The following is a 25,725-nucleotide window of genomic DNA, read 5'->3' on the forward strand; positions in this document are numbered from 1 at the left end:
TTCAGACTTCTAATTAAGGTTTTATATAGGTTTTTCTCTTCAATCCTGTCTTTTCTGTAGTCATTCCAATTATTAATACTCAACGCAATCAGAATTCCAATCACCACTAGTACAATTTCCCCTATGGCATAAAACATGTATTTGCTTACCTTGTTTTCGGTCAGTAGTCTTTGGCGAATATGTCTAAAAAATTTGATCATAGTTATTATTTAAATTGCCCACGCACCATCTGGCTCCTCACTATCAAAGGTCTACCAGACCTTTGCTTATCGTTCGGTCCTCTAAAGAAGTTGATCATTTTAGATATAATTTAAAAAATAAACACAAAAATATCCTTTAATTAGGGGATAGGGAGGTTTCCAATTTTTTTAATAAAACTTCTCCAGTTTCAATGACCTCTTGTAGTTTGACTACCTGAAACTGGCATATTCCTGAAACCCTTACAAATGACGGCAGTAATTCCTCCCGATAATTCCAAATCTTATTAAATATTTCTTTATTAATTTGAATCTTCTCTTTCTTTACATTTAATGCGCCTACAAATTTAAAAATGATGATAACTCCTCCATCATTTATTAAAGGAACATTCAGTTTCTCCCTGGTATTTACAAATTCATTCATAGGATTTAATAAATAGTTATCCCCCAGTTTATTGACTTCGCTATAAAATACAAACAAGTCATCAGTAAGGTTTTTATCCTTCAACAAATTAAGATCGCCGGATTGTTGAAGTTGTGTCCATGTTATAGGTTCTCTATACCAAGGATCTAAACCTGAACCATATGAATAATCTTGTAAGTATTGGGTTGTATCCTCTACAACTGAATTGCCAGATTGCCATTGTTCAATAATCCTATTAAGTCCTATGCTTCTATCCAAAAAAATGTCTCTAAGATCTTTCAAATAATTAACCTCACCCTTCACTTCATTAGTTAAGCGGATAATGTATTCTCTTTCTTTTTGGTTGTTAATTCGATCCGCATTCCAACTATTTATTTGCAGGGCTATAAGTATCCCAATCACCACCAACAAAATCTCACCAATGGCATACCTTATGTATTTTATGGGCTTGTTATCGTCGGCCAGTTTTTTGCGGATTCTACGAAAAAAAGTAAGCATCAGAAAAATAGTTAAGTTAGTTTATTCTAAGGTAAGGAATTGTAAATAAGTCAGGTTAACCAATTATGGTATGATTTCATTAATATGAACATTCAAAGCAAGGAATCTTTTTACAATATCCGGATATCGATTTGCAAGGGTATGTTGTAATGACAGAGATTCACATAAAGTATCATAGTTCGTATAATCATTCTTTAGTTCTTGAAAATTATTCTTGGATGACGATTAACACTAAATCACAAAACATTTAGACTACGATATGGAATTGTTTTCATGTAGGCCTTTCGTTCATTTTCTAATACCATATTTAACACTTTCACACAATCAATCAGATTTTTTTAATTCGTTAGTTATAATTTGAAGAACTCTTTGGGTTTCTTCAAGACTTTCCTCAATCGAAATGTTGAACCAATTCCTGGAATTCTTAATGGTACGCAACCAACTATAATAAATCTTGTCCTCCATTAATTTTTCAAAATCAAAAGGAGAAAAATTGAAATTTTCCTCCCGAAGAAAATATTTCTGGCGCAACCTGACCAAATCCATATTGTATTTCATCATCCTCTCCTTTCTGGTCAGGGGCACTTGAACTGTCTCCTCAAAAAGATTGATAATTTCCTTCCTCAGGTTCTTATTAAGGATAATCTCAACCCCGACATGTTTTAAGGATTCATACCCAACAAACGAGATCATGCTGCCGGGATCCTCCAAGGATAGTGACCAACCAAAGTATTTATTAAGTGAATCGTTATAAGTCAATTTATTCTCAACGGTATTTAGGATGATATCACTTGCCCTATCGCAATATTCATTCGCATCTATATGGGTCTGCATTTTCTGGATTGTGGACTCCAGGCTTTCAACCATATTCTGCAAAATTTCTCTCTCAACAATCCTTTCTTTGCGGTACTCATTCCAGTTATTGATCTGCAATGCAAACAGAATACCAATAACGACCAATATAATCTCCCCAACGGCATACAGCAGGTACTTGCTCATTTTATTATCAGCAAGGAGTCTTTGTCTTATTTGGCGGAAGAAGCGAAGCATTAGTTTTTAGAATAATTCTCAATTTCATTTTCTATTTTCAGAATTAAACTATCCAACATTTCAACCAACAAGTTGGCTTGGTTTGATCTATATGTTGATTCATCAATAATGGTTTTGAGTAATGCCACGTTAGTTGGGTTAGAAAGTAGTATTTCTAAGGGATCTTCCAGAAGATAAACATCTGTATAAGAATAACCTTCAGAAAGAAGAGAGTTTTTCAAAAGAGTCGTTGGGCTTGATTCTCCCGTATCTTCAGTAGGGAAAGAAAAATTGTAAACAAAGTAGTAATAACGAAGTTCATTTTTGATTTCCTGATTCTCAAATTCGGCATATAATCCGGTGTTTTTGAATTCATCAAGGGCATCTATAAAGGGTTTTCTATAGTTATTTCTTAAAAGCCAAGAAAATCCTCTGATAATAAAGGCTTTGTCTGAAGAATCCGGTATAGGTCCACCATATAATCCATCTGAAGCTAACTTTGGGATTGGACCAGCCTCAGGGAAGGTAATAATGTTCTCTGAAATACCATTTTGATTTAGCAGATAAATAGAAGTATGAACCCGAAAAGCGTGAAAGCTACGTAGCGCCAGTAAACCTAACCTGTCGCCATTCATATCCCTCAGTAAATTGGTGAGCTGTAATTTAATTTTTTCATCCTCTTGTCGCTTCTCATTCCAATTATTGATCTGTAAAGCAATCAATATCCCAATAACGACAAGTAGTATTTCTCCGATGGCATATTTAAGGTATTTAGCTGTTTTGCCTGTTTCCATAAGGTTGTATCGTATTTTTCTAAAGAACTTAATCATAGAAAAGAAGCAGTTGGTTGTTCTTCCTAAGGTAAGGAATTATAGCCATTGTCAGCGGTTGTTCTATTTTTCTGTATTTATTTATTTTGATCCTCAAAAAATTCTTGTATCGCTCCTACCACTGCTTCTCTGTTATCATTAAGGGAAAAATGCCCTGCATCCGTTATGATTACAAATCTGGAATCATTCACCATATGACTTAGCTTATTAACTGTCTCTGGAATAGCTTCGTCAAATTCACCTGTTGTGAACAATGCTGGTACTTTGACTTTTTTGAGGCTTTGAACGTTATCGTAATTCCTCAGTGTGCCTGTTGCTGTGAATTCACTTGGCCCCCACATATAATTATAAATAAAGGTATTTCTGTTCGACTCCACAGTGTCATATGGATGTTTGACAAGTTCTTTTCTTCGGCCGTGCTTGCTTGCAAAGAAGCTATTGGCAGCGATATAAGAATCGGTATCAAAGACACTATCTCTTTCAGCCATATGAATTGCTGTTTGGATAGAATCTGGAAGTCCTGCTACAAGTTTTGCCGCATCTTCTGTCCAAATAGGAGTGCTAAAATATGGGCTATTAAATATAATTCCTTTTATTCCTTCTGGATGGTGCGTGTAATATTCAAGTGCTAACGCTGCCCCCCAAGAACTACCCAACAAATAGAAATCATTCAATTTTAACTCCGATTTAATCGCTTTCACTTGCTTAACGAACATTTCTACTTTTAGTAAAGTTGTATCCTGATGATGATCCGATCGTCCTGTTCCTAATTGGTCGAATAGGATTACCGGACGCTCTTTCGATATTTCGGATAAATTATAATAACTCTTACTTGTACCTCCTGGCCCGCCATGTAAACAGAGCAAAGGTGTATTATCACCATCACCCATTATTCCGTACCAAATTTTCCCGCCTTCTACTTCTACAAACCCTTCCCCTTGCTGGAGAAACGGGTTAGATTGTTTAGAATTAAAAGTACAACTGGAAATTAAAAGTAGTATCAGGATATAATAGTTTGAATTGTTCTTCATATTTATAGTTTTGAACGGTTTAGATACTTACCAGAGATTTATCAATTTTTGTATTTACGAATTGATAACCGCTAAAGGTTCTTGTATAAAAATCGTTTCCAGGGCTTGCTATCATCTGCAAGTTTTCTACGGATTTTTCTAAAGAAGTTGATCATTGGAAGTAGTTGGTTGTTCTTCCTAAGGTAAGGAATTATTGAATATGGCAGATAGACCTGTTCCGATGATATAATGCATTAAGTTGATTGGTAATATGGAAAGTAACTTAAAATGGACAATCGTGATATTCTTCTTCTATTATTGGTGCTTTTATGTGTTCAATACTACTATGGGATGTAATCACCCATAAACACTAAGACTCTCCGATCGGTACAGGTCAGCAAAATCCACTATATTACAAAGTTTCTTTAGATCTTCCTGAAATTGGTTCGAGAATAGTACAGCAGGGGGAGCGCCGAAGTAGAGCGGAGCTCACTTCATCGCAACACCAAAGCCATTCACGAAAGTGAGTGGCTTTTTTCATGAGAAAATTCTGGGCGAGAAGCGCAAGAGGGGCAGCCATAAAGCTGAGACGAGCTCGCTTTATGGCTATGTAGTGAACTTTGTTCTACTTCATAGCCATCAATAACAAAACCCATGCATAACGCATGGGTTTTTTCTTTTCATGCATATACTATGCATTGATAAGAGTTATTTTAAGGGCATGATTCTTCCTTACTGCGTTTATGTGCTTCAAAGCCAAAGGGACCTTCTACTTTATCATGGATTTACAACCAATCTGGAACAAAGAATACAAAATCATAATGCCGGAAAAACTATAAGCACTTCCAAAAGAAGGCCACTTAAACTAATCTATTGTTAGTTTTTTCTGATTAAAAAAGACGCTATTCGCCGGGAATCATATTTCAAAACCACCCAAGGGAAGAGAATGTTGAAACTAATAATTCGAAAAACACTTCTAAAAGTCAACTATCCAAGATAACCAAAGCCATTCACGAAAGTGAGTGGCTTTTTTGTTTCTAATGTTTACAACTACCTCTATTTTTGACGTAAAATGAAGGTCGTCAAGTTTATGTATCCGGTCTTTAGAAATCTAGGTAACAGAGATAAAAGTCCGGTGGAAATGTTGGATTGTTTTTTGTGATATCTACTGACAGACATAATATATTGTTCATTTTGAGGTTATTATAAAAGTGAATAACCCATATCAACCAAAATTTAAAAACAAATAATGTTATGAAAAGAATTAAGATCGCAATTTTAGCTATAGGAGTCTTAGGATTTATTTCCTGTGGGAGTGATGATAATGATGAGGTAATTAATAACTGTGAAACATGTTCCCTTACGATTTTGGAGCAAGTAGTAGTTTCTGAATACTGTGACAACGGAGATGGTACTGTTACAGTAACAACTGATGGGGTAGAGCAAACAGAAGAATTAGGGGATGCCACTTTTGATCAATTTATAGCGGCCTTCGAATTATTGGGGGCTTCGTGTAACTAATAGAAAAAGAGCGCTGAAGTAGAGCAAGCTCACTTCATCACTGTAAAGTGAATTTAGTTCTGCTTTATAGTGAAACAGAGATAAAAGTCCAGTAAAATACTGGACTTTTTGTTTTTAGCACTTATCCTTTTCAGCACGGATTTATAAATTGTGATATATCATTTCGATAGATTTTCCTTGAATATTTCCACCCTATACAGGAAGCCTTGAGAAGAGAAAAGCTATAATACTAAAGATTTATCCACATTTGGACGAACCGCAATCCTTACAGGTCAGACATCCTTCCTGGTAAATTAGATTAGTGGATCTGCAATTATCGCATTTTTGCCCTTTTGCCTCGGTACCATCGGTAACAAATCTTTTTAACGCCCGGGCTACCCCATTTTTCCAGGTATTTAATGATTCGCCTTCCAACTGCAGACTGTTGATGAGGTCAACAACTTTTACAATGGGCATACCATGCCTCAATGTGCTGGAAATAAGTTTAGCGTAGTTCCAATATTCCGGATTGAACTTATGCGAAAGGCCTTCAATGGTGGTCTTATAACCTCTTTTGTTTTTGTATTGAAAATCATAACGGGAGGTACCATCTTCATCCCTGTTCTTTATAATCAAACCATCATTGACCCAGCGCGGGATTAAAATTCCGTCTTCATCGTCTGCCAGACCTGTAAAAATTTCATAGGGTTGCTCATCAATTAAACCAATAAAAGCAATCCATTTTTCCTTGTTGTTTTGAAAACGCACCACATCTGCCTCCACAACCTGAGGTCGTTTGGTAGGAAAGGCAGTAAGCGTTTCTTCAGTCTCACTTTCATTGGATAGCAGCACTCCTGATCTTGACCCATCACGATACACAGTAACTCCTTTACAACCAGCTTTCCATGCTTCCATATACAACTTGCCCACCATCTCTTCTGAGACTTCATTAGGAAGATTTATAGTAACACTTATAGAATGGTCCACCCATTTCTGAACGGCACCTTGTAAACGAACTTTACTCAACCAGTCTATATCATTTGAAGTAGCTTTATAATAGGGGGATATGGCCACAATTTTATCGAGCTCTTCCTGATCGTATTTTTTTTCAGTATCCAAGCCATTTACACGCATCCATTGTTTAAACCTATGGTGAAATACTACATATTCTTCCCATGAATCACCCACTTCATCAATAAAAGCTACCTTACTATCGATATCGTTGGGATTAACTTTTCTCCTCCGTTTGTATACCGGGAGAAAAACGGGCTCAATACCAGAAGTAGTTTGGGTCATTAAACTTGTTGTGCCGGTAGGGGCAATGGTCAATAAGGCAATATTTCTTCGACCGTATTCCAGCATTTCGTAATATAATTTTTCATCAGCTTCTTTTATTCGAAGAATAAAAGGGTTTTCTTTTTCTCTATTAGCATCGTAAATTTCAAAGGCTCCACGATCTTTGGCAGTATGAACGGACGCTCTATAAGCCTCCAACGCAAGCGTTTTATGTACTTCAATTGAAAATTCATTCGCTTCCTTACTTCCATATCGCAACCCCAATGCGGCTAGCATATCTCCTTCTGCGGTAATGCCAATTCCTGTTCGCCTGCCCTGTATCGCTTTCTCTTTAATTTTTTCCCATAATTGTACCTCCACAGCTTTAGTGTCCTCTAATTCCGGATCCGATTTTATTTTTCCTAAAATGGCATTTATTTTTTCAAGTTCCAGGTCAATGATATCGTCCATGATCCGTTGGGCGGCGGCTATATGTTTTTTGAATAAGGGGAAGTTAAAGTTTGCAGTACTCCTGAATGGGTCTTCCACGTAAGAGAATAGGTTGATGGCCAATAATCTGCAAGAATCATATGGGCATAAAGGGATTTCCCCACATGGGTTGGTAGAAACCGTTTTGTAACCAAGGTCGGCATAACAATCAGGTACCGACTCTTTGATAATTGTATCCCAAAACAAGATTCCAGGTTCTGCAGATTGCCAGGCATTATGCACAATTTTATTCCATAAGGTTTTGGCATCTATGACTTTTGAAAACTTAGGTTTGTTACTGTGAACCGGGAACTTTTGGATATAGGAATTGTTGTTTTCGACAGCTTTCATAAAATCATCATCAATCCGAACAGATACATTGGCTGCTGTGACTTTTCCCTGTTCCATTTTAGCATCGATAAAATCTTCAGCATCCGGATGGTTAATTGAAACCGATAACATTAGTGCTCCCCTGCGCCCATCCTGTGCTACCTCGCGCGTAGAATTGGAATAACGCTCCATAAATGGTACCAGGCCCGTTGAGGTTAAAGCAGAATTTTTAACAGAAGATCCTTTTGGCCTAATGTGCGATAGGTCATGGCCAACACCGCCACGTCGTTTCATTAATTGTACCTGTTCCTGGTCAATTTTCATAATGCCTCCATAGGAATCAGAATTACCTTCGTTCCCAATCACAAAACAGTTGGATAATGATGCAATTTGAAATGGATTTCCAATACCTGCCATGGGACTTCCTTGCGGGACAATATATTTGAAGTTTTTAATCAGATCAAAAATCTCTGCTTCGGTAAGTGGATTGGGATATTTTTGTTCCACACGAGCTATTTCTTTTGCTATCCTTCTATGCATATCATTCGGATTAATCTCATAGAGATTTCCCTCCGAATCTTTGAGGGCATATTTGCTTATCCAGACTCTCGTAGCAAGATCGTCTCCATCAAAATAGGTTAAACTAGATTGAAACGCTTCTTCCTGGGAATAAGATTTTCTTTTGGGAGGCATAATTTTTAAGGACATGTAGAATTTTTCTATAGGAGGTTATTGATGAAGAAGTAAAATTGGGACTATCTGAAAAGCTATTCTATGATAAAAATCATAAAGCATACAGGGTGAAAACAAATCAAAAAGGGATCTGCCTTTTGTTTTAATTAAATATTAAAAAGAAGAAGTCCGGCCAATAAAATCAGGCAGGGATGACTTTTTTAAATAATACTTTCTTATCATGCTTAAGTTTCATGGAAGATAGTTCAGCCTTCCATTCAACTTTAATATCAGCTATACTATCCAAAATCAGGGCCCCCAGCACAATATCATCCGGATTAGCAGTGATTTCAATGTTTTTTAATTCTTTTATTTTCAATTTACCCTTCGCGCGTAAAAATGGAACTTTGAATGTACATGGGCTGAAATTTGTCGCTTTACCAGGATTTATAACGCCTCTTAAATCTCTTAATTCCATATCAGATTGGTTAATAGCCCAGATTTCAAAAGATATTTTGTCCCCAACACGGGGATCTCTTTGGTCAAGGAAATTACGCATGTGAAATGTGAGCTGGCTCGTCAATTCCTTTCTTAATTGATCTAAAATATTTTCCATACTTGCCAAATACTTTATATAGTTAATTTAGCTAATAAATTAATTTATTAATGCCTGCTGCGCAATGATAATCATCATGTTGTGTCCTAACACAGTTGTTTAAACGTGCATGCCGGGGGTGGAGTTCTGTTCAAGGACGGAGGCCAAACACCTATTGTTTGTGCATCGTGATCCGGCACATTCCGATGCCGAAAGAACCCAAATGTTTGATAAATTTATGTGATAGACCAATTTAACACTTTGCCATTCTCAGAAGTTTGAGGCATTCAAAGCCCGGGAAGATAAATACTTATTTGGCTTTTATTTGTACAATTCAACCAGGGTTCATTTTCCAATTCTCTCAACACCATTTATTTTAAAGCTCCATGCATATTTGTTGCCGGTGGCACTGAGGGCTTCTTCAGGGATATTTATTATAAGCCCTTCCTCTTCTGAATAAGTGTAATTAAGAGGGATATCAGATCCAATTAGTTCTATTTTGCTCCCTTCGAGGGGTTTCACGAATTTTAAAACAAGATCCTTTTTTGGCGCTTTTAAAGAAATGGCATAAATAATCTGTTCTTCTCTTTTTTTTGTAAAGCGTAAGTCGTCGCCTTGCTTAAAATGTGCTTTTAGTTTTTCTGTTCCATATACCACTTCGCCATTGGTCCGAAGCCAGTTACCCATCTCTTGTAGTCTTTCCAAACTAGGTTCAGGGATTTCGCCTTCGGAAGTGGGCCCCACATTTAAAAGATAATTGCCCCCTTTAGATGCTACATCTATCAAATTATGTATCAACACCTCTGCAGATTTCCAGTTATGGTCGTTCAATTTATAGCCCCAGGTGTCGTTCATGGTCATACAGGACTCCCAATCCACATTGGCAGCTCCTTCCAATATCTCCTGCTCCGGAGTGCCAAAATCGCCAGCATAATCATCATCTTCCTTATTCATTCCCTGCATTCCCTGTCTTCCTTTATCTACCCGATTATTGATTATTACACTCGGTTTCAACTCCCTAAGATATTGGTACATTTCCTGCCCCATTTCATGGGTATATTCGTGTATCCATTCCCCGTCGAACCAAATAATTTCAGGGTCGTAGTTTTCTAAAAGTTCTGTTACTTGTGGCTTTAAATAGTTGTTGTAATACTCCGGGAACCGGGAATTCATCTTTAGTGAATCCTGTGTGTTATATTCCGGATAGTTAAGCCCCTGGGCTTGTGGGTGGTGCCAATCCATTATGGAATGGTAAACTCCAAACCTGATGCCCTCCTCTTTACACGCTTCAGAAAGTGCCTTTAGTATATCCTGGCTATAAGGGGAGAAATCCACAATGTCATAATCAGATACTTTTGAATCCCATAGGCCAAAACCATCATGGTGTTTGGAGGTGATCACCACATATTTCATGCCTGCTTCCTTCATTGTCCGGGCCCATTTTTTTGCGTCGAATTTCTGGGGATCGAACTGCTTTGCATATTCTTCATATTCCGAGATGGGAATTGGAGCGGTATTCATTATCCATTCGCCGGTACTATTAACTTCTTTGCCATTATAAATTCCGGCAGGCACTGAGTAAGGCCCCCAATGGATAAACATTCCAAAACGGGCATCGCGCCACCACCTCATGCGTTCGTCAAAAGATTCGGTTGATTCTTCCAGATAATTGATAGCAGCAACCTCTTTAACGGATTCACTTTCTTTAGGTTGCTCCTTGCAGGAAGACATCGCCAAAATGCTAAAAAAAAGTATTGAATAAAGTAATTTTTTTGTTTTACAGCTGCATTTTAAAACACGTACTATCATCCAAAAATATTTTACACTGAAGTAATCAAAGCTAAAGTTTATTTTGATGATTATCAACTTCTAAGAACACTTATAACTATACTTTTTTGCTTCCATAAGAATCAAAAACTATATAAAAAAGGGGAGTAAGTATTTCACCCTGATAATTAAAATAGCATCTCCGGACACTGAGAGAAGCTGTTCGTCCTTTTTGTCACTGGCGAGCACAATAAAAGGCATACCTTGTCTATTCTGCCTCTGGCAGATTCAAATATAACTAACTATAAATCCTAATTAATTATGAAAACAGTTTTATCGGCTATGGTGTTCTGCATTTTTTGGCAAATCAATGCCCAACAACAAGTATTTGCTTATGACTACAGGAATGTGCCCGAAGAGGAATTAAGGACTTTCATGGGCAATGAGGCCATGTATTGGTCCAAAATACACGCTAACCTTATAAAAAAGGGAACAATTACGGGCTGGACCATGTGCCAAAGGGTAAATGGTTTGGCCTCGGAGCCAAACATCTATTTTTTCTACGGGATTGGTTCTTTAGAAAACAGAGATAAAATGACTGAGGCCTGGCCGCAGGCAGAAAAGGAAGTCAGGAGCAGCATGGATAAACAAAAACTTGCCATGATTGACGAACGTTTGAAACAAAAAAAATACAGAGTAGGTGAGGTGCTTCTGCGGCGTACGTCTTCTGTTAATATGGGAAACGAGGGTGATTGGAATTATCTGGTTCACAATTATGCCAAGGCAAGTGATGTCGCACAATTTCTGGCCGGGCAGGAAAAGCATTTTAAACCTTTCTTTGAAGAGAACATAAGCGCGAAGAATACCAAACAGGTATTCTGGTATGCGGCTACTGTCTTGAGTCCAACTGGAAGTGGTTATAGCTGGAATTGTTATACGGTGGATGCCTTCAAGAATTACAGCGACGTATTCAATAGCTGGAATACTGAGCCTAACTGGCCTCAAGAGGGCATGGATGAGGTTAATAAGTATTTACCCGATGGAAATTTTTACAAATCGGTCGTATGGCAAAAAGTGATGTGGCTCGATGCAGAAGGACAGTTGAAGACCGCTTGGGATCAGTAGATAAATCTGGTTTAGGTAAGGCCTTGACGCGTTTTGGTTTTTGTAATATCGAAACTTCTTGATTAAAAATACAATTATCGTAATAATAATTTGTTCTTATAAATTAAGAAGAGAAAAATCCAATCTTAAACAGGTTGGATTTTTTGTTATACAGGCAGGTGGTTTTAATAGGTAGGCCTTTATTGGTTATTAGGGGGAACAGACGTAATGTTAGACCTTAGTAGCTAGGTGAGCTGCTTTGGCAAACTCCTTTATATTTTTTATATTTAGTAGTAGGGTTTCAAAATAGATAATGTGGGTATTATGAAGAAGATTTTTGTTCTTATCGCTATAATTTTTTCGTTACAGGCATATGGTATAGATAGACTTAATGAAATTTCGGGGGTTGTGACCATAGGAAACTCACCAATCCAAAATGTATCTGTTCAAGTTCAGAATAGCTTTAAAGAGACGTTTACGGACGAGAATGGTAAATATTTTATAACTGCTAAACCATATGATGTATTGGTTTTCAATTATGCCGGAATGCAAAATGTAGAAATAGTGGTGGAAGATGTTACTACTAGATTAAACATCGAAATGAAAATGAACATCGAAGCACTAAAAGAAGTTGTAGTTGCAAAAAATAATGTCAATAATCAGGATTATTTAAGATTACAATATGGGGTTAATAAGAATATCCTGAGTACAGCCTTTGGTTATCTGGACGCAAACCGAGTAGGATATTCTATTAAATTGGTAGATGGCAACGATTTAAATCCGGGCGCAATAGATGTAATAACCGCATTGAAGGGAAGAGCGGCCGGGGTATATAGCCTGGGAGGTGAAGTTTATATTAGGGGAGGGGCTCCTCAACTAAAGGGTAGAGCAATTCCTGCAATTTATGATGTAGACGGAATGGTCTTAAGAACTCTTCCTTTTTTAACAGTGGAAAATATTGACCGGGTAGCAATAATATCAGGATTAGCAGGTACGGTAAGATATGGTAGTATTGCCAGAGGTGGCGTGGTGGTCATAAATACCATTGGCTCTCCAATTAGACGGGGTTCTGAAACCAATAAAAACTATGACAAGGCACGACTGCGCAATAATATCTATAATAATGATGCGATTACTGAAAATCGGAGTAATGCCACTAGTTATTTGAAGGAATTATATACATGCAAAGAAAATCTTGCTGCCAGAGAAGTTTATCAAAAATATTTGTCGAGATATGCAAACGACCCATATTATATTATTGATACCTATCTATTTTTCCACGATTCCGGTGATGAAGTTTTTGCAAAACTAATTTTGGAGAACAATATGAAGGTTGTTGAAAGTAATCCTATTTATGCCAAAGCGATGGCATTTGCCCTGGATTATACCAAAGAGCACGATAAGGCCAAAGAATTGTATAAAAAGATATTTATTTTAAGGCCGGAATTTATGCAATCCTACAGGGATATGGCAAATAGCTATAGAACAATTGGAGATTACAGAAAAGCTGCAAGCATCTATATTCGCTATCAATATTTAATTAATGAAGGTATTTTCTCTGATGATAATTCAGCGATTCAAACGGTAATAGATGGAGAAATGAATAACCTTTTTGTGCTTCATGGCAAAAAGTTTATGGACGATTCTAATGTAATTGGATTTAATAATTATACTAAGAATAAAGGCGAAACCAGGTTATTTTTTGAATGGAATGACAGTGAGGCAGAATTTGATTTGGAATTTGTGAATCCAAAAAAAAATAATTTTATCTGGGAACATACATTGGAGAGTGCTGCCGAACGGGTTAAGGACGAGAAAACCATTGGGTATTCTTCTGAAGAATTCTTTGTTGATGGGTCGTTACCGGGAAAGTGGCAGATAAATGTTAATTATAAGGGAAATAAAAAATTATCTCCGGTTTATATGAAATTAACCAAATTCACAAATTATAATACGCCTTCTCAAAAAACTCATGTTTCTGTCTTTCGTTTGGCAGTGAAAAATGTAAATCAGAAATTAACCGATTTTGATAATTTAGTTACGCTATCCACTAATTAAATAGCTTGTTTTATCGAAATTATGCGAATGAAATTTTAATTTAATTCACGAGGAATCTACATTAAAGAGACTTTTTGTTGCTCTTTATTCTATAGCCCAGGGCGAGCTTTCCACTTAGAAGAGTAAAAGCAGCATTATTTCCAAAATCAATATTGGACAAGTTGGTAGCAGCCCCGAGGCTGATATTGGAGTAAAAACGGTTCCAATTATATCCAAAAAGCACGGACCCATTTAATTTATAAAGCATAGGATTGCTGGGATTATAGGATAAGGTCTCTGTCTCTGCATTTTTAATAGTCAGGCCAATACCTGCTTTTGCACTAATCCCAATATAAAAGTTTGAGGGGAGTTTAAAGAGGCTGACCAAACCACCCAATACGCCTATGCCGTAATTAGTTAAGTTTGTTAATCTGGCTTGCTCGTTGAAATAAGGGAAAAACTCCTGGGGTACAATAGTGTTATCTGCCGAGATCTGATTATATACCAGGAAGCCTCCTATTCCAAAAGAAAATATGTTCTGTTTTTGATCTTTAAGGCCTGATCTTAACAATGTCTGATTGTATTCACCGGCATTGAAAAGGTATAAATAATCAATGCCTCCGGCAATTGATTTTATATCTTCCCTGAAGACGGTCGTATTATTTATAGAATTTTCAACATTAAATCCATCATAGATCTGAAAATAAAAATCGAAAATACTTTTATTAAATATAAATCCACCCCGAAAGTCAAAACGATTCGTATTTTCAGTGTTTTTATCCTTTATATTAAATGTTAAATCCAGGATTAGCTTTCGTGTGGCTAATCCTACACCTACACCAAACAAGTTATTCGGAATATATCTCAGAGCGGCCTCATTGTTAGACAATTTGAACCCATGTGCTTTAATATCTCCGAAGAGTCTAACAGACCAGTTTCTAAGGTCTTTATCTATAAGCAATGAATCTATCAGGCTTTTTGTTTTGGTCGAATCCTTAACATATAAATCCTGGGCTGAGCAAAGTGAATTTATCAATAAAAAAAGAAGAAGTAAAAGTCCCTTTTTTGCAAAAAAACCAGTCACCTCTTCGATTGTAATTTTGAAACTTATAAATCTCGAAAAGAAACTTGTCTGTTGTATTTTGCAATTACCTTCCATTTAACAATCCGGGATGTCCTGTAATTTACATTCAAAGATACCGAAAAGAAATTGGCATTTTTTATGGATCTTATCATTCTCATGGTATATTCCAGGAATTTGAAATAGTAAGATAGACAGTTATCTGCAATTATATAAGTTATGGTCATTTTATGTTAGTAACGTCTTAAGAAATGTACTTAAAGGGACTGACCTGGTATAGTTTCCTACTTTTGTCGAATAAGGATTTAGGCTAAAATGAAAATAGATAAAATTGGTTTAGGGGGAGGTTGCCATTGGTGCACAGAAGCGGTATTTCAAAGCTTAAAAGGGGTTAATATGGTGGAGCAGGGATGGATTTCTGCTTTAGAGGCAGAGGAATTTAGTGAAGCGATACTACTGTATTTTGACCCGGAAGAGATTTCTCTAAAAAAACTGATAGAAGTACATCTCTATACGCACAAAAGCACCTCTGATCATTCAATGCGCAAAAAATACCGTTCCGCTGTTTATACCTTTTCAGGGCGGCAGCAAAAAGAAGCAGACCAGATTTTAAGACGCCTTCAAAAAGATTTTCAGGACATGCTTATAACAGGTATATATAGCTATAAAGACTTTAAAATGTCGCCGGAACCATTTCAAAATTACTATCTGAAAAACCCAAACAAGCCTTTTTGCAAGACCTATATAGGCCCTAAATTACAAATGCTTCTGAGAAGATTTCCCAAGAATGCTATAGAGCCCCCACTGATCCCTCATAAAACAGTGGAAGAATAAAAGATTAAAAAATAAAATGGGGGTTTCTTAGTTCGTATTAAAAATTCTTATTTTTGTGCCCCTGTAAACTTTTGAATTGCAGTATTTGGCCTCATAGTTCAACGGATAGCCCCGATAGCTATCGGGGGAAGTTTCCTAAACTTGCAGGAAGAATAAGAGAAAGTATTTATAAATTCGCAGATTATAATTGGCCTCATAGTTCAACGGATAGAATAGAAGTTTCCTAAACTTTAGATCCAGGTTCGATTCCTGGTGAGGCTACGGATAAGCACAGCCGGCCTTTGCAAAAGCAAGGGCTTTTATTTTGGTACCGGCCGAGAGAGACTTGTTTCGTTAAGGTCTGGTTCCAAAATAAATTCAACTGGGGTGCAGTTGGGCTTCTGTATTTTCAGTGCGAGCCTTTCTCAGAAACAGCGCAGCTAATCCTGGTGTGGCTACTATCTTCTTTATTAGCTCGCAGTTTCCAAAATCTTAAGTATATTAGTAAACAGGGAGTAGTCTGTTGCAGGTGCTTTTAAATTTACCATCTTTTCAGCCTTTGAACAGGCTAGTAAAGACCTATGCAGCCAAGTTTTAATGAAACTTATTACTTACCAAAAGGCATGGCAGGGATTTGAAGTTGAGCACCAAAGAAATTCGGGTATCGGAATTTGTCATATCTATTCCTTTGAATCATAATTGATGAAATTGACCCAAAAAGATAAAAATGAAGTAATCCAGGTATATGATACCTGGTTAAACAGCTATTTAAACGGTGATGTAAAAACCTATGATTTTTATCTTGATGACGAATACCATTTTATTGGTTCTACCAATAATGAGGAATTTTTAAACAGAAAAGACACCACTAAATTTTTTAAGGCAACAGCAGATCAGCTGGCTGGAAAAACCGACCTAAAAAACACCGTCAGAACCATTGAATATTTTGAAGGGCTCGTGTTTGTAACCGAAGTATTTGATGCCTGGTTCCTTATTGGGTCTGACTGGAGTTATTATGGAAGATTCCGGTTTACCTCTGTACTCCGAAAAAAAAACAATGGATGGCGCTTCATTTATCAGCATTTCTCCATGCCCGATTCCAAGGCCCAACAAGGGGAAACTTTGGGTGCTGAACAAATCAGTAAAGAGAACCAGGAACTGCGCGACGCCATCAAAAGGAGAACCATAGAACTAGAACAAAAAAATCGGGAACTCGAAATAGAGGCCTCTGTGGAAAGGGTTCGGTCTAAGGCCATGGCCATGCAGAACTCCGATGAGTTATCTGAATTGGTAGATACTGTTTTTAAAGAATTAACAAAACTTGATTTAGCCCTTTCCTGGTGTATGATCAATATTATCGACGAGCCCTCCATGTCAAATATGGTTTGGGGAGCAAATCCGGAGATAGGGAAGGCGCCTGAATCTTATCACATGTTGTTCGAAGACTATCGCTTTCATCATGAAATGTTTAAGGCGTGGAAAGAAAAAAAGGATAAATGGGTTTTTGTTTTAAAAGGGGCTGAAAAAGAAATCTATGACACCTATTTATTTAATGAAACAGAATTCAGAAGAGTACCTGAAGCCGTACAGAAAGAGATGCGTGCAACAAAACAATATGTTGCTTCTTTCACGTTTAGCAATTTTGGAGGCTTACAAACTGTTGGTGAAGAACCTTTATCAGATGAGAGCCTTGATATTCTGGGTCGTTTTGGGAAAGTGTTTGACCTCACTTATACCCGGTTTAATGATCTGAAACAAGCAGAAGCCCAGGCCAGGGAAGCACAGATCGAAACGGCATTGGAAAGGGTGAGAAGCCGAACCATGGCTATGCAAAAAAGTGAAGAGCTCAAAGAGGTAATCCAGGTGGTATATGAACAATTCGTTCACTTAAATTTCCAAATTGAACATACCGGGTTTATTATCGATTATAAAACAAGTGATGATATGATCATCTGGCTGGCTGACCAGCAGGAGATTCAAACCCAGATAACCTTGCCTTATTTTGATTGTGCGCATTGGAACAGTTTTAAGGAAGCAAAAGAAAAGGGATTGAATTTCTTTGCCAACCATCTTGATTTTGAAGAAAAAAACAGATTTTATGAGGATCTTTTTAAGTTAGTTGAAGGTTTGTCGGAAGAAGCAAAGGAATATTATTTCAGTGCTTCCGGCCTTGCCATATCTACTGTGTTGCTGGATAATATTGGTCTGTACATCGAAAATTTTTCGGGGATTCCTTATACGGATGAAGAGAATAAAACGCTTATGCGCTTTGGAAAGGTATTCCAACAGACCTATACCCGTTTCCTCGATCTTCAAAAAGCAGAAGCCCAGGCACGGGAAGCACAAATTGAAGCCGCCCTGGAACGTGTACGATCTAAGACAATGGCGATGCATAACAGTGAGGATGTAGGGGCTACCGTAATTACTTTATTTGATGAAGTGATGAAATTGGGTCTTGACCAATCTATTCGATGCGGAATAGGGATTCTTGAAGGAACTGAGCGTATGGAAACATGGTCTGCAAATTATTCACCCAGCGGTAAAGTTGATTTAAAAATGGGGATGTTAAATATGACCATACATCCCATGTTGGTAGGTCTTAAGAAAGCATGGAAAAGTAAAAAGAAAGGCTATTCCTACGATTTTATTGGTCAAGACGTTATTAAATATTATACGGCACTTAATAAAGAACCCGAATATCCATTTAATGCAGATTTAAAAACACTGCCGAAAAAAGTATACCACAATAGTTTCTTTTATTCTTCGGGTATTCTTTTTGCCTTTACAGAGAACCCAATTTCAGAAGAAGCCACTAATGTATTGAATAGATTTACAAATGTTTTTGGACAAACCTATAGAAGATATTTAGATCTCCAAAAAGCAGAGGAACAAGTAAGGGAGGCGCAGATTGAGGCGGGATTGGAAAGGGTAAGAGCCAGTGCGATGGCCATGCGATCCTCGGATGACTTGTTGGAGGTGGCTAATGTTTTGAGGGACCAAATGGCGAATTTGGGCCAGGCGGCCCTGGAGTCTTCTATTATACATCTTTACGAAGAAGATAAAGACAAGATTCTTGCCTGGTATTCTTACAGGAATCCGAATTCACCTGAGGATGAAATTATTTCCAATGAAGCCAGGGTAGATAAGAAATCAACCGCCTATATTAGGGAGACAATAGCAAAATATAAATCCGGGGAAACAGAATACACCATTGTCGCCAAAGGCGAAATGTTAAGGGAATGGTATAAGGAATTGGAAAGCCTGGACATCAATGTGATAGACTACGACGAAAATGGAGCCATCATTGTTCCAGACGTATTGTATTATCATTATTCGAATTTTTCAGGCGGTTCCTTGTTAATGATTTCCAATGACCCACCTTCCGAAGAGTCCAGGGAACTTCAAAAACGTGCGGCAGGTGTTTTTGACATGGCATACAGGAGATTTTCCGACCTGAAAAAAACGGAAGAGCAAGCCCGGGAAGCTCAAATAGAAGCAGCTTTAGAAAGGGTACGAGCCAGTTCTATGGCTATGCATAAGAGTGAGGATCTTCCTGTAACAGCACAGGTGCTCTTCGAACAATTTGCTTTATTGGGCAATATGCCAGACAGGATTAGTATTGGGATCATTAGGGAAGAAGAAAACATCATAGAATTATGGGCTACGGATCAAATTGGTAGTCAGCTAGATCATAAACATAGCGGGCCGTTAGATGAAGCCACAACCATGACTAAAATGCACAAAGCCTGGAAAGAAGGTAAAGATGCTGTAGTGGTGGACTTGTCGGGCCAAAAACTTAAGGACTGGGTGCGTTATATAAAAGAAGACATGAAGATGTATATCGACGATTCCCATATTAAAGGGAGACGAGTGCAACAGGCTGCTTTTTTCTCCAGAGGGATGCTTCTTTGTACTACAAATGAACCTGTTGCAGATGAGATTATGCAGTTATTGATCCGTTTTGCCAAGGTTTTTGACCAAACCTATACCCGTTTTCTCGATCTTCAAAAAGCAGAAGCCCAGGCTCGGGAAGCACAGATCGAGGCTGCCCTGGAAAAAGTCCGGGGTAAGGCCATGGCCATGCATCACAGTAACGATCTTGTGGCTACCGCAAGTGTTGTATTTAGTGAATTAAAGAATTTGGGGATCAAAACCTTCAGAAGCGGGGTGGGATTACTTAGCAAAGAAAACAGGGATGTGGAATTGTATGCCGCTACATCTAAAGATGATGGAGTTGGTCTTTCATTAGTTGGTAAAGCCGTACTTAAAGATCATCCTGTTTTATCAAAAGTTTATACAAGTTGGATAAACAATAAGGACTATTACCCAATATTAAAAGGCGATTTGTTAAAACACTTTTATGAACAAATTGAATCGCAATATAAGGTGCCTGCCACCCACATTGAGGGTAATATTCAGTATGGATGCTTCCTTCCATTCTCTGAAGGCGTTTTTTATGGCTGGTCTCATGAATCCTTTACAGAAGCAGAAATAGCTATAATGCAACGTTTTAACGGCATAATGGATCTTACCTTTAGGCGCTATATAGAATTGCAAAAGGCAGAGGCCAATGCCCTTGATGCAAATAGGCGCTCATCCGTAGACCGTGTTCGTGCGGAGATTGCGTCCATGAGAACAACAGGTGATTTGGAAAGGATCACCCCATTAATTTGGAATGAGCTCACCACATTAGGCGTCCCCTTTGTACGATGTGGTGTTTTTATTTTTGATGAACAGCAAGAACAGATTCATACTTTTCTTTCAAAACCCGATGGCAAAGCCATTGCCGCTTTTCATTTACCTTATGATTCAAGTCCTTTTATCGATGCCATAGAAAACTGGCGTTCAAAGAGGATTCAGATTATTCATTGGGACAATGAAGGGTTTTCAGAATTGGCAGATACCCTGGTAAAGGAAGGTCAGATTGCCACTCGAAAACAATATTTGAGCACTGTGCCCAAGGATGGCCTATACCTGCATTACGTTCCGTTTTTACAGGGGATATTATATGTGGGGAACACCACTGAATTAGACGAGGACAGCCTGCACCTGGTGCAATCAATAGCGGACGCTTTTTCTACGGCATACGCTCGCTACGAAGACTTTAATAAGCTGGAGGAGGCCAAACTGCAGGTAGAAAAAACACTGACCGACTTAAAACAAACCCAACAACAATTAGTACAATCTGAAAAGATGGCATCACTGGGAGAACTTACTGCAGGGATTGCACACGAGATCCAGAACCCATTGAACTTTGTCAATAATTTCTCGGAGGTAAGTGTTGAACTCATTGAAGAGATGCAGGAGGAATTGGCGAAAGGAGATCTTAAGGAAGCCATAGCCATCGCAGAGGATGTTAAACAGAACCTGGATAAGATCACCCACCATGGCAAAAGGGCCGATGGGATAGTTAAAGGTATGCTGCAGCACAGCCGCAGCAGTAGTGGGCAAAAAGAACTTACAGATATCAATGTGCTGGCCGATGAATATTTACGGCTGGCCTATCATGGTTTAAGGGCCAAGGACAAAACGTTCAACGCCACTATGAAATCTGAGTTTGATGAAAGCATTGGCCAAATCAATATAGTACCCCAGGATATTGGAAGAGTGGTTTTGAATTTAATTACCAATGCATTTTATGCGGTATCTGAGAGAAAACTACAACAACCGGAAGGTTATGAACCCACCGTTTACGTCAGTACAAAAAAAACCGGGAATCGGGTTTTGATTTCAGTAAAGGACAATGGTAAAGGGATACCGCAAAAGGTACTGGATAAGATCTTTCAACCTTTCTTTACCACCAAGCCCACCGGTCAGGGAACTGGATTGGGATTATCCTTATCTTATGATATTGTAAAGGCGCATGGAGGGGAACTCAATGTCAAAACCAAGGAAAATGAAGGTACGGAATTTACTATTATTTTGCCGGCATAGGTCTGGGGGGCCCGATAGCTCCTTCTCCACAGTATTACGAAGGAGAAGCTATCGGGATGAAGGTGGAAAAAAGGAAAACGAAGGATCAGCATTGAATATTTATTTGCCCTTGTAACATAAAATAGTTTACCAAATGACGAAAAGCAAAATAACGATACTACTATGCTTATTTATCATTACTACTATCGCTGCACAAAACCAGCCTATTGTCGATAGTTTAAAAACGATAATAAATCTGCAAAAACAAGATACCATTCAAGTGAATGCCTTGGTTTATTTAAGCAGACAACAAACACAGGTTGATTCTGCTTTCAAATATGTACATCAAGGATTATTGCTGGCGCAAAAAATAAATTACAGGAAGGGGGAAGCAGATTGTTTTCTTCAAATTGGCGGCATAAATAGATTTTTTTTAAATGATTATAGTACAGGCATACAAAATTTATTTGATGCCCTGAAGATTTACGGTGATATTAATTATACTACAGGTGTTGCTGAAGCGCATTTAAATTTGCAGGGTTGGTATAGGTATATTGGAGATTACAAAAACGCTTTAATGCATGCCTTTGCCGGCCAGCAAACAGCAGAATCTAATAATGTTGTGGGCAGGGCTTTTACCTTCGAGGGCCACCGGCTTAACCCGTTGGCTTTAGCTGAAATTGCCGAAACATATATACAAATGAATCAATTAGATTCCGCAGAATTTTATATTCAAAAATCAATCAATCAAAATGAACTTTTTAATGGCTCAAAATGGAATTTTCCAATCTACATGCTTGGAACCATACAAAACCTGAAAGGGGATTATAAGCTTGCACTAGCTACTTTTCGCTCGGCAATTCCGCTTGCAATACAAAATGAAACATTCCACGATACTTTACAGATATACAGCGGTATGTCAACCTTATTTAAAAACACTAAAGAATTGGATTCTGTTATTTATTACGCCAAAATGGTTAACGAATCTTCTGATCCCGGAAGAGAAACACATTATTGGCTCAATTCAATAAATAACATTGCGCAAGCATATAAACTAAAAGGAAATATAGACAGTACACTTAAATACACTGAATATTTTCATCATGTAAAAGACAGTATTTTCAGCAGGGATAAAGATCGTGCGGTGCAGAATATTGGTTTTAATGAAAAATTAAAACAGCAGGAATTAATTTCTGCACAGAACAAATTTAAAAGCCGCTTACAACTTTATGTATTCATTGCAGGACTACTTGTTCTATTGTTGATTATAGGAATATTGTGGCACAACACTCTGGAAAAACAAAAAGCCAAATCTAAAATTGAAAAAGCGTATAGCGAACTCAAAAATACTCAATCACAACTTATCCAATCCGAAAAAATGGCGTCATTGGGTGAGCTTACGGCGGGTATTGCCCATGAGATCCAAAATCCTTTGAACTTTGTGAATAATTTCTCCGAAGTAAATAGTGAATTGATTGATGAATTAGGCGAAGAAGTTGACAAAGGAAATCTTGATGAAGTAAAAATAATTGCAAAAGATATTAGGGAGAATGAACAAAAAATTAATTTCCATGGCAAACGCGCCGATGCCATTGTTAAGGGCATGTTACAGCATAGCCATAGTAGTAGTGGGGTAAAAGAACCTACCGATATCAATGCACTGGCCGATGAATATCTGCGGCTGGCTTACCACGGATTGAGGGCGAAGGACAATTCGTTCAACGCCACAATGAAAACGGATTTTGATAAAACAATTGGCAAAATCAATATCATTCCCCAAGACATTGGCAGGGTGGTCTTGAATTTAATTACTAATGCATTTTATGCGGTCAATGAAAAGGCCACCTCCGCCGAAGCTTCAGGCGACGCGCGGGCAGAGGATACAAAATATGAACCAACGGTAACCGTATCTACAAAAAAAGAAAGTGATAAATTTATTGTTTCTGTAGAGGATAATGGCAACGGTATTCCCGATTCGGTTAAGAAAAAGATCTTTCAGCCTTTTTTTACCACCAAGCCCACCGGGCAGGGAACCGGTTTGGGCCTGAGCATGAGCCATGACATTGTGACCAAAGGGCATGGGGGCGTATTAAAGGTAGCTTCCAAAGAAGGAGAAGGCACTACCTTTACCGTGGCCTTACCCATTATTAAGGAAAACAAGAAACCTAAAAAATAAATGCAAATAATCAATATACCATAAGACCTATGAAAATTTTAGTAGTAGACGACGAACGAGACGTACAATTGCTATTTCAGCAACGATTCCGAAAGGAAATACGAAATGGAATTATGTCTTTTGTTTTTGCCTTTTCTGGTGAGGAAGCACTGCATACTTTGCGGGAAATGGAGCATAAGGCGGTGTTGATTTTGTCTGATATCAACATGCCCGGAATGAGCGGGTTGGAGCTCTTGGAAAAAATTCGAAAAGACTATGATAAACCGCCCCCAACGGTTATGATGATCACTGCCTATGGCGACCAGGACAACCGAGATACCGCCGCTCGCTTGGGTGCGGATGATTTTTTGACCAAACCCTTGGAATTTGATATCTTAAAAGAAAAATTGAAAGCAATATTATGACGTCAAAAATACTGGTAGTGGATGATGAGACTGATCTTGAGGTGCTCATCAAACAAAAATTTCGAAAACAAATACGGCAAAACGAGTATCAATTTGTATTTGCCATCAATGGAAAGGATGCCCTTGATAAACTCCAGATCGAACCCGATATGGATATTGTCCTAAGTGACATCAATATGCCCGAAATGGACGGGCTTACCCTACTTTCTAAACTCAACGAATTAAACCCGCTCCTTAAATCGGTGATAGTTTCGGCCTATGGGGATATGGAAAACATTCGTACGGCGATGAACCGTGGTGCTTTTGATTTTATTACCAAACCCATCAATTTTGAAGATCTTACTATAACTATGGAAAAGACTTTAAAATATGCCAGGCAAATCAAAGACACACTAAAAGCCGTTAAGGAAAACAATATTCTAAAAATGTATGTGGATGAAAATGTACTAAACTTTATGGGCAGTAAGGAATATGAATCTACAATTATGGCCAATGAAAATATTGAGGCCACAGTGATGTTCATAGATGTTTGCGGCTTTACGGCTATCAGTGAGAGCACCCCGGCCGATGTGGTGGTGAATATGCTGAACACTTACTTCGATATTATGGTGAAGGAAATTATTGCCCAGGAAGGATATGTAGACAAGTTTATCGGCGATGCCATTATGGCTGTGTTTAGAGGGGAATATCATTTAGATCGGGCCATTGATGTCGCTTTAGCTGTACGTCAAAAAATCAGTAACCTTCCTGAACCCAAAGGAATTTCGAATTATACTCCGAAAGTATCTATCGGCATCAAAAGCGGCGAGATGGTCTCCGGGAACATTGGATCATCGAGTTTAAAAAGGTTAGACTATACGGTAATTGGGGATACCGTAAATACTGCAGCCCGATTACAGGATGCTGCCGGAGAAAATCAAATCATTATTTGCGAGAGTTGTTATGAGGGGGTGAAGGAATCTTTTCACTGCAAAAAAGTGGGTAGTATCAGCATGAAAAATATAGCAGCCCCGGTTACTGTCTATGAAGTTCTGGAATAACATATAAAATTAAATAAGATTGGTTTAATCGACAGACATAAAGGATGATTTGAGTTTCCTAAATCTTCTTTACCTTAGCGCCAAAGTAATATTCTTTATGGAAAAACCACAGGTCAAAAACGTATTTATACAAGGAGCAATAACTCCTGAATTTATAGCTAAGTCTATTGCGAAACACCAAACAAAAACTCAGATTGGTGCGCATGATATATTTTTGGGACAGGTGCGGGCAGACGAAATAGAAGGAAAAAAGGTTGAGGCCATTGAGTATTCTGCTTATGAAGAAATGGCAAACCTAAAATTTCACGAGATCAGGGAGGCTGCCTTTAAGCGCTTTGACTTAAGCTGCATGCATATTTACCACAGCACAGGTATTGTTAAGACCGGTGAAATATGCTTATTTGTATTCGTTTCTTCGCCTCACCGAAAAGAGGTGTTTGAAGCTTTGCATGAGGTTGTTGAGGAAATTAAAAAGCAGGTTCCTGTTTTTGGAAAAGAATTATTTGAGGATGATTCCTACCAGTGGAAAGTAAATAGCTAA

The 25,725-nt window shown here is 38.0% G+C and carries 19 protein-coding genes and 1 tRNA gene; 11 read left to right on the top strand and 9 right to left on the bottom strand.

Translation table 11 applies throughout. The annotated features are described in order from the left end of the window. From Q0874_RS16140 to Q0874_RS16160, 5 genes are all read right to left on the bottom strand, one after another. Positions 1-200 (bottom strand): DUF6090 family protein (locus tag Q0874_RS16140; RefSeq protein WP_299164553.1); only part of this gene is annotated, 200 nt, incomplete at its 3' end. Between the two features lie 136 nt (positions 201-336). After that, positions 337-1,119 carry a DUF6090 family protein gene (locus Q0874_RS16145; RefSeq protein WP_299164554.1) on the bottom strand — a complete coding sequence of 261 codons (783 nt, stop codon included), beginning with the start codon at positions 1,117-1,119 and terminating at the stop codon, positions 337-339. A 324-nt stretch (positions 1,120-1,443) separates the two neighbouring features. Continuing rightward, the gene (locus tag Q0874_RS16150) at positions 1,444-2,169 is read right to left on the bottom strand and encodes a DUF6090 family protein (protein WP_299164555.1); all 726 of its coding nucleotides are present in this window, start codon (positions 2,167-2,169) and stop codon (positions 1,444-1,446) included. Beyond that, on the bottom strand, positions 2,169-2,942 hold the full coding sequence (locus tag Q0874_RS16155; RefSeq protein ID WP_299164556.1) for a DUF6090 family protein: 774 nt from the start codon (positions 2,940-2,942) through the stop codon (positions 2,169-2,171). The genes Q0874_RS16150 and Q0874_RS16155 overlap by 1 nt, the downstream gene beginning before the upstream one ends. 113 nt (positions 2,943-3,055) lie before the next feature. After that, positions 3,056-4,009 (bottom strand): proline iminopeptidase-family hydrolase, encoded by a 954-nt coding sequence (locus tag Q0874_RS16160; RefSeq protein ID WP_299164557.1) that lies wholly within the window; start codon positions 4,007-4,009, stop codon positions 3,056-3,058. A 700-nt stretch (positions 4,010-4,709) separates the two neighbouring features. On the opposite strand from Q0874_RS16160, the gene Q0874_RS17390 reads away from it, so the two are divergent. Together Q0874_RS17390 and Q0874_RS16165 are read left to right on the top strand one after the other, a co-directional pair. After that, positions 4,710-4,868 carry a GIY-YIG nuclease family protein gene (locus Q0874_RS17390; protein WP_367275456.1) on the top strand — a complete coding sequence of 53 codons (159 nt, stop codon included), beginning with the start codon at positions 4,710-4,712 and terminating at the stop codon, positions 4,866-4,868. Positions 4,869-5,242: 374 nt separating this feature from the next. After that, positions 5,243-5,509, top strand: a complete 267-nt coding sequence (locus Q0874_RS16165; RefSeq protein ID WP_299164558.1) for a hypothetical protein — start codon at positions 5,243-5,245, stop codon at positions 5,507-5,509. 237 nt (positions 5,510-5,746) lie between these two features. On the opposite strand, the gene Q0874_RS16170 is transcribed toward Q0874_RS16165, so the two are convergent. The 3 genes from Q0874_RS16170 to Q0874_RS16180 all read right to left on the bottom strand — a co-directional run bounded on the left by Q0874_RS16170 (position 5,747) and on the right by Q0874_RS16180 (position 10,580). Further along, positions 5,747-8,290, bottom strand: a complete 2,544-nt coding sequence (locus Q0874_RS16170) for an adenosylcobalamin-dependent ribonucleoside-diphosphate reductase (protein ID WP_299164559.1) — start codon at positions 8,288-8,290, stop codon at positions 5,747-5,749. 166 nt (positions 8,291-8,456) lie between these two features. Next, positions 8,457-8,870 (bottom strand): hypothetical protein, encoded by a 414-nt coding sequence (locus Q0874_RS16175; protein WP_299164560.1) that lies wholly within the window; start codon positions 8,868-8,870, stop codon positions 8,457-8,459. Between the two features lie 324 nt (positions 8,871-9,194). After that, positions 9,195-10,580: an alpha-L-fucosidase gene (locus tag Q0874_RS16180; protein ID WP_299164561.1), complete on the bottom strand. Its 1,386-nt coding sequence runs from the start codon at positions 10,578-10,580 to the stop codon at positions 9,195-9,197. A gap of 357 nt (positions 10,581-10,937) precedes the next feature. On the opposite strand from Q0874_RS16180, the gene Q0874_RS16185 reads away from it, so the two are divergent. Further along, positions 10,938-11,741 carry a hypothetical protein gene (locus Q0874_RS16185; RefSeq protein ID WP_299164562.1) on the top strand — a complete coding sequence of 268 codons (804 nt, stop codon included), beginning with the start codon at positions 10,938-10,940 and terminating at the stop codon, positions 11,739-11,741. A 303-nt stretch (positions 11,742-12,044) separates the two neighbouring features. Then, positions 12,045-13,778, top strand: a complete 1,734-nt coding sequence (locus Q0874_RS16190; RefSeq protein WP_299164563.1) for a carboxypeptidase-like regulatory domain-containing protein — start codon at positions 12,045-12,047, stop codon at positions 13,776-13,778. Between the two features lie 61 nt (positions 13,779-13,839). Here the strand turns inward: Q0874_RS16190 and Q0874_RS16195 are convergent, their stop codons facing one another. Next, a complete protein-coding gene (locus Q0874_RS16195) occupies positions 13,840-14,841 on the bottom strand; it encodes a DUF4421 family protein (RefSeq protein WP_299164564.1) in 1,002 nt (333 codons plus the stop codon). 312 nt (positions 14,842-15,153) lie between these two features. On the opposite strand from Q0874_RS16195, the gene Q0874_RS16200 reads away from it, so the two are divergent. The 7 genes from Q0874_RS16200 (at position 15,154) to Q0874_RS16230 (ending at position 25,725) form a co-directional block, all read left to right on the top strand. Next, positions 15,154-15,672, top strand: coding sequence for a peptide-methionine (S)-S-oxide reductase (locus tag Q0874_RS16200; RefSeq protein ID WP_299164565.1), 519 nt, complete (start codon positions 15,154-15,156; stop codon positions 15,670-15,672). 189 nt (positions 15,673-15,861) lie between these two features. Beyond that, positions 15,862-15,933: transfer RNA gene (locus Q0874_RS16205), tRNA-Arg, on the top strand. 420 nt (positions 15,934-16,353) lie between these two features. After that, complete coding sequence (locus tag Q0874_RS16210) at positions 16,354-21,585, top strand: ATP-binding protein (RefSeq protein ID WP_299164566.1); 5,232 nt, start codon at positions 16,354-16,356, stop codon at positions 21,583-21,585. A 133-nt stretch (positions 21,586-21,718) separates the two neighbouring features. Next, complete coding sequence (locus Q0874_RS16215; RefSeq protein WP_299164567.1) at positions 21,719-23,740, top strand: ATP-binding protein; 2,022 nt, start codon at positions 21,719-21,721, stop codon at positions 23,738-23,740. Between the two features lie 29 nt (positions 23,741-23,769). Further along, a complete protein-coding gene (locus tag Q0874_RS16220) occupies positions 23,770-24,144 on the top strand; it encodes a response regulator (RefSeq protein WP_299164568.1) in 375 nt (124 codons plus the stop codon). Next, on the top strand, positions 24,141-25,184 hold the full coding sequence (locus Q0874_RS16225) for an adenylate/guanylate cyclase domain-containing protein (protein WP_299164569.1): 1,044 nt from the start codon (positions 24,141-24,143) through the stop codon (positions 25,182-25,184). Before Q0874_RS16220 ends, Q0874_RS16225 begins: the two co-directional genes overlap by 4 nt. A 97-nt stretch (positions 25,185-25,281) precedes the next feature. Beyond that, complete coding sequence (locus Q0874_RS16230) at positions 25,282-25,725, top strand: molybdenum cofactor biosynthesis protein MoaE (RefSeq protein ID WP_299164570.1); 444 nt, start codon at positions 25,282-25,284, stop codon at positions 25,723-25,725.

The organism is uncultured Eudoraea sp. (genome assembly GCF_947490415.1).
In the GTDB taxonomy this organism is placed as follows: domain Bacteria; phylum Bacteroidota; class Bacteroidia; order Flavobacteriales; family Flavobacteriaceae; genus Eudoraea.

Excerpts from the sequence above, each read along its gene's own strand:
- Q0874_RS16145 (WP_299164554.1), bottom strand. The coding sequence starts at position 1,119 with ATGCTTACTTTTTTTCGTAGAATCCGCAAAAAACTGGCCGACGATAAC.
- Q0874_RS16150 (WP_299164555.1), bottom strand. The coding sequence starts at position 2,169 with ATGCTTCGCTTCTTCCGCCAAATAAGACAAAGACTCCTTGCTGATAAT.
- Q0874_RS16155 (WP_299164556.1), bottom strand. The coding sequence starts at position 2,942 with ATGGAAACAGGCAAAACAGCTAAATACCTTAAATATGCCATCGGAGAA.
- Q0874_RS16160 (WP_299164557.1), bottom strand. The coding sequence starts at position 4,009 with ATGAAGAACAATTCAAACTATTATATCCTGATACTACTTTTAATTTCC.
- Q0874_RS17390 (WP_367275456.1), top strand. The coding sequence starts at position 4,710 with ATGATTCTTCCTTACTGCGTTTATGTGCTTCAAAGCCAAAGGGACCTT.
- Q0874_RS16165 (WP_299164558.1), top strand. The coding sequence starts at position 5,243 with ATGAAAAGAATTAAGATCGCAATTTTAGCTATAGGAGTCTTAGGATTT.
- Q0874_RS16170 (WP_299164559.1), bottom strand. The coding sequence starts at position 8,290 with ATGTCCTTAAAAATTATGCCTCCCAAAAGAAAATCTTATTCCCAGGAA.
- Q0874_RS16175 (WP_299164560.1), bottom strand. The coding sequence starts at position 8,870 with ATGGAAAATATTTTAGATCAATTAAGAAAGGAATTGACGAGCCAGCTC.
- Q0874_RS16180 (WP_299164561.1), bottom strand. The coding sequence starts at position 10,580 with ATGTCTTCCTGCAAGGAGCAACCTAAAGAAAGTGAATCCGTTAAAGAG.
- Q0874_RS16185 (WP_299164562.1), top strand. The coding sequence starts at position 10,938 with ATGAAAACAGTTTTATCGGCTATGGTGTTCTGCATTTTTTGGCAAATC.
- Q0874_RS16190 (WP_299164563.1), top strand. The coding sequence starts at position 12,045 with ATGAAGAAGATTTTTGTTCTTATCGCTATAATTTTTTCGTTACAGGCA.
- Q0874_RS16200 (WP_299164565.1), top strand. The coding sequence starts at position 15,154 with ATGAAAATAGATAAAATTGGTTTAGGGGGAGGTTGCCATTGGTGCACA.
- Q0874_RS16210 (WP_299164566.1), top strand. The coding sequence starts at position 16,354 with ATGAAATTGACCCAAAAAGATAAAAATGAAGTAATCCAGGTATATGAT.
- Q0874_RS16215 (WP_299164567.1), top strand. The coding sequence starts at position 21,719 with ATGACGAAAAGCAAAATAACGATACTACTATGCTTATTTATCATTACT.
- Q0874_RS16220 (WP_299164568.1), top strand. The coding sequence starts at position 23,770 with ATGAAAATTTTAGTAGTAGACGACGAACGAGACGTACAATTGCTATTT.
- Q0874_RS16225 (WP_299164569.1), top strand. The coding sequence starts at position 24,141 with ATGACGTCAAAAATACTGGTAGTGGATGATGAGACTGATCTTGAGGTG.
- Q0874_RS16230 (WP_299164570.1), top strand. The coding sequence starts at position 25,282 with ATGGAAAAACCACAGGTCAAAAACGTATTTATACAAGGAGCAATAACT.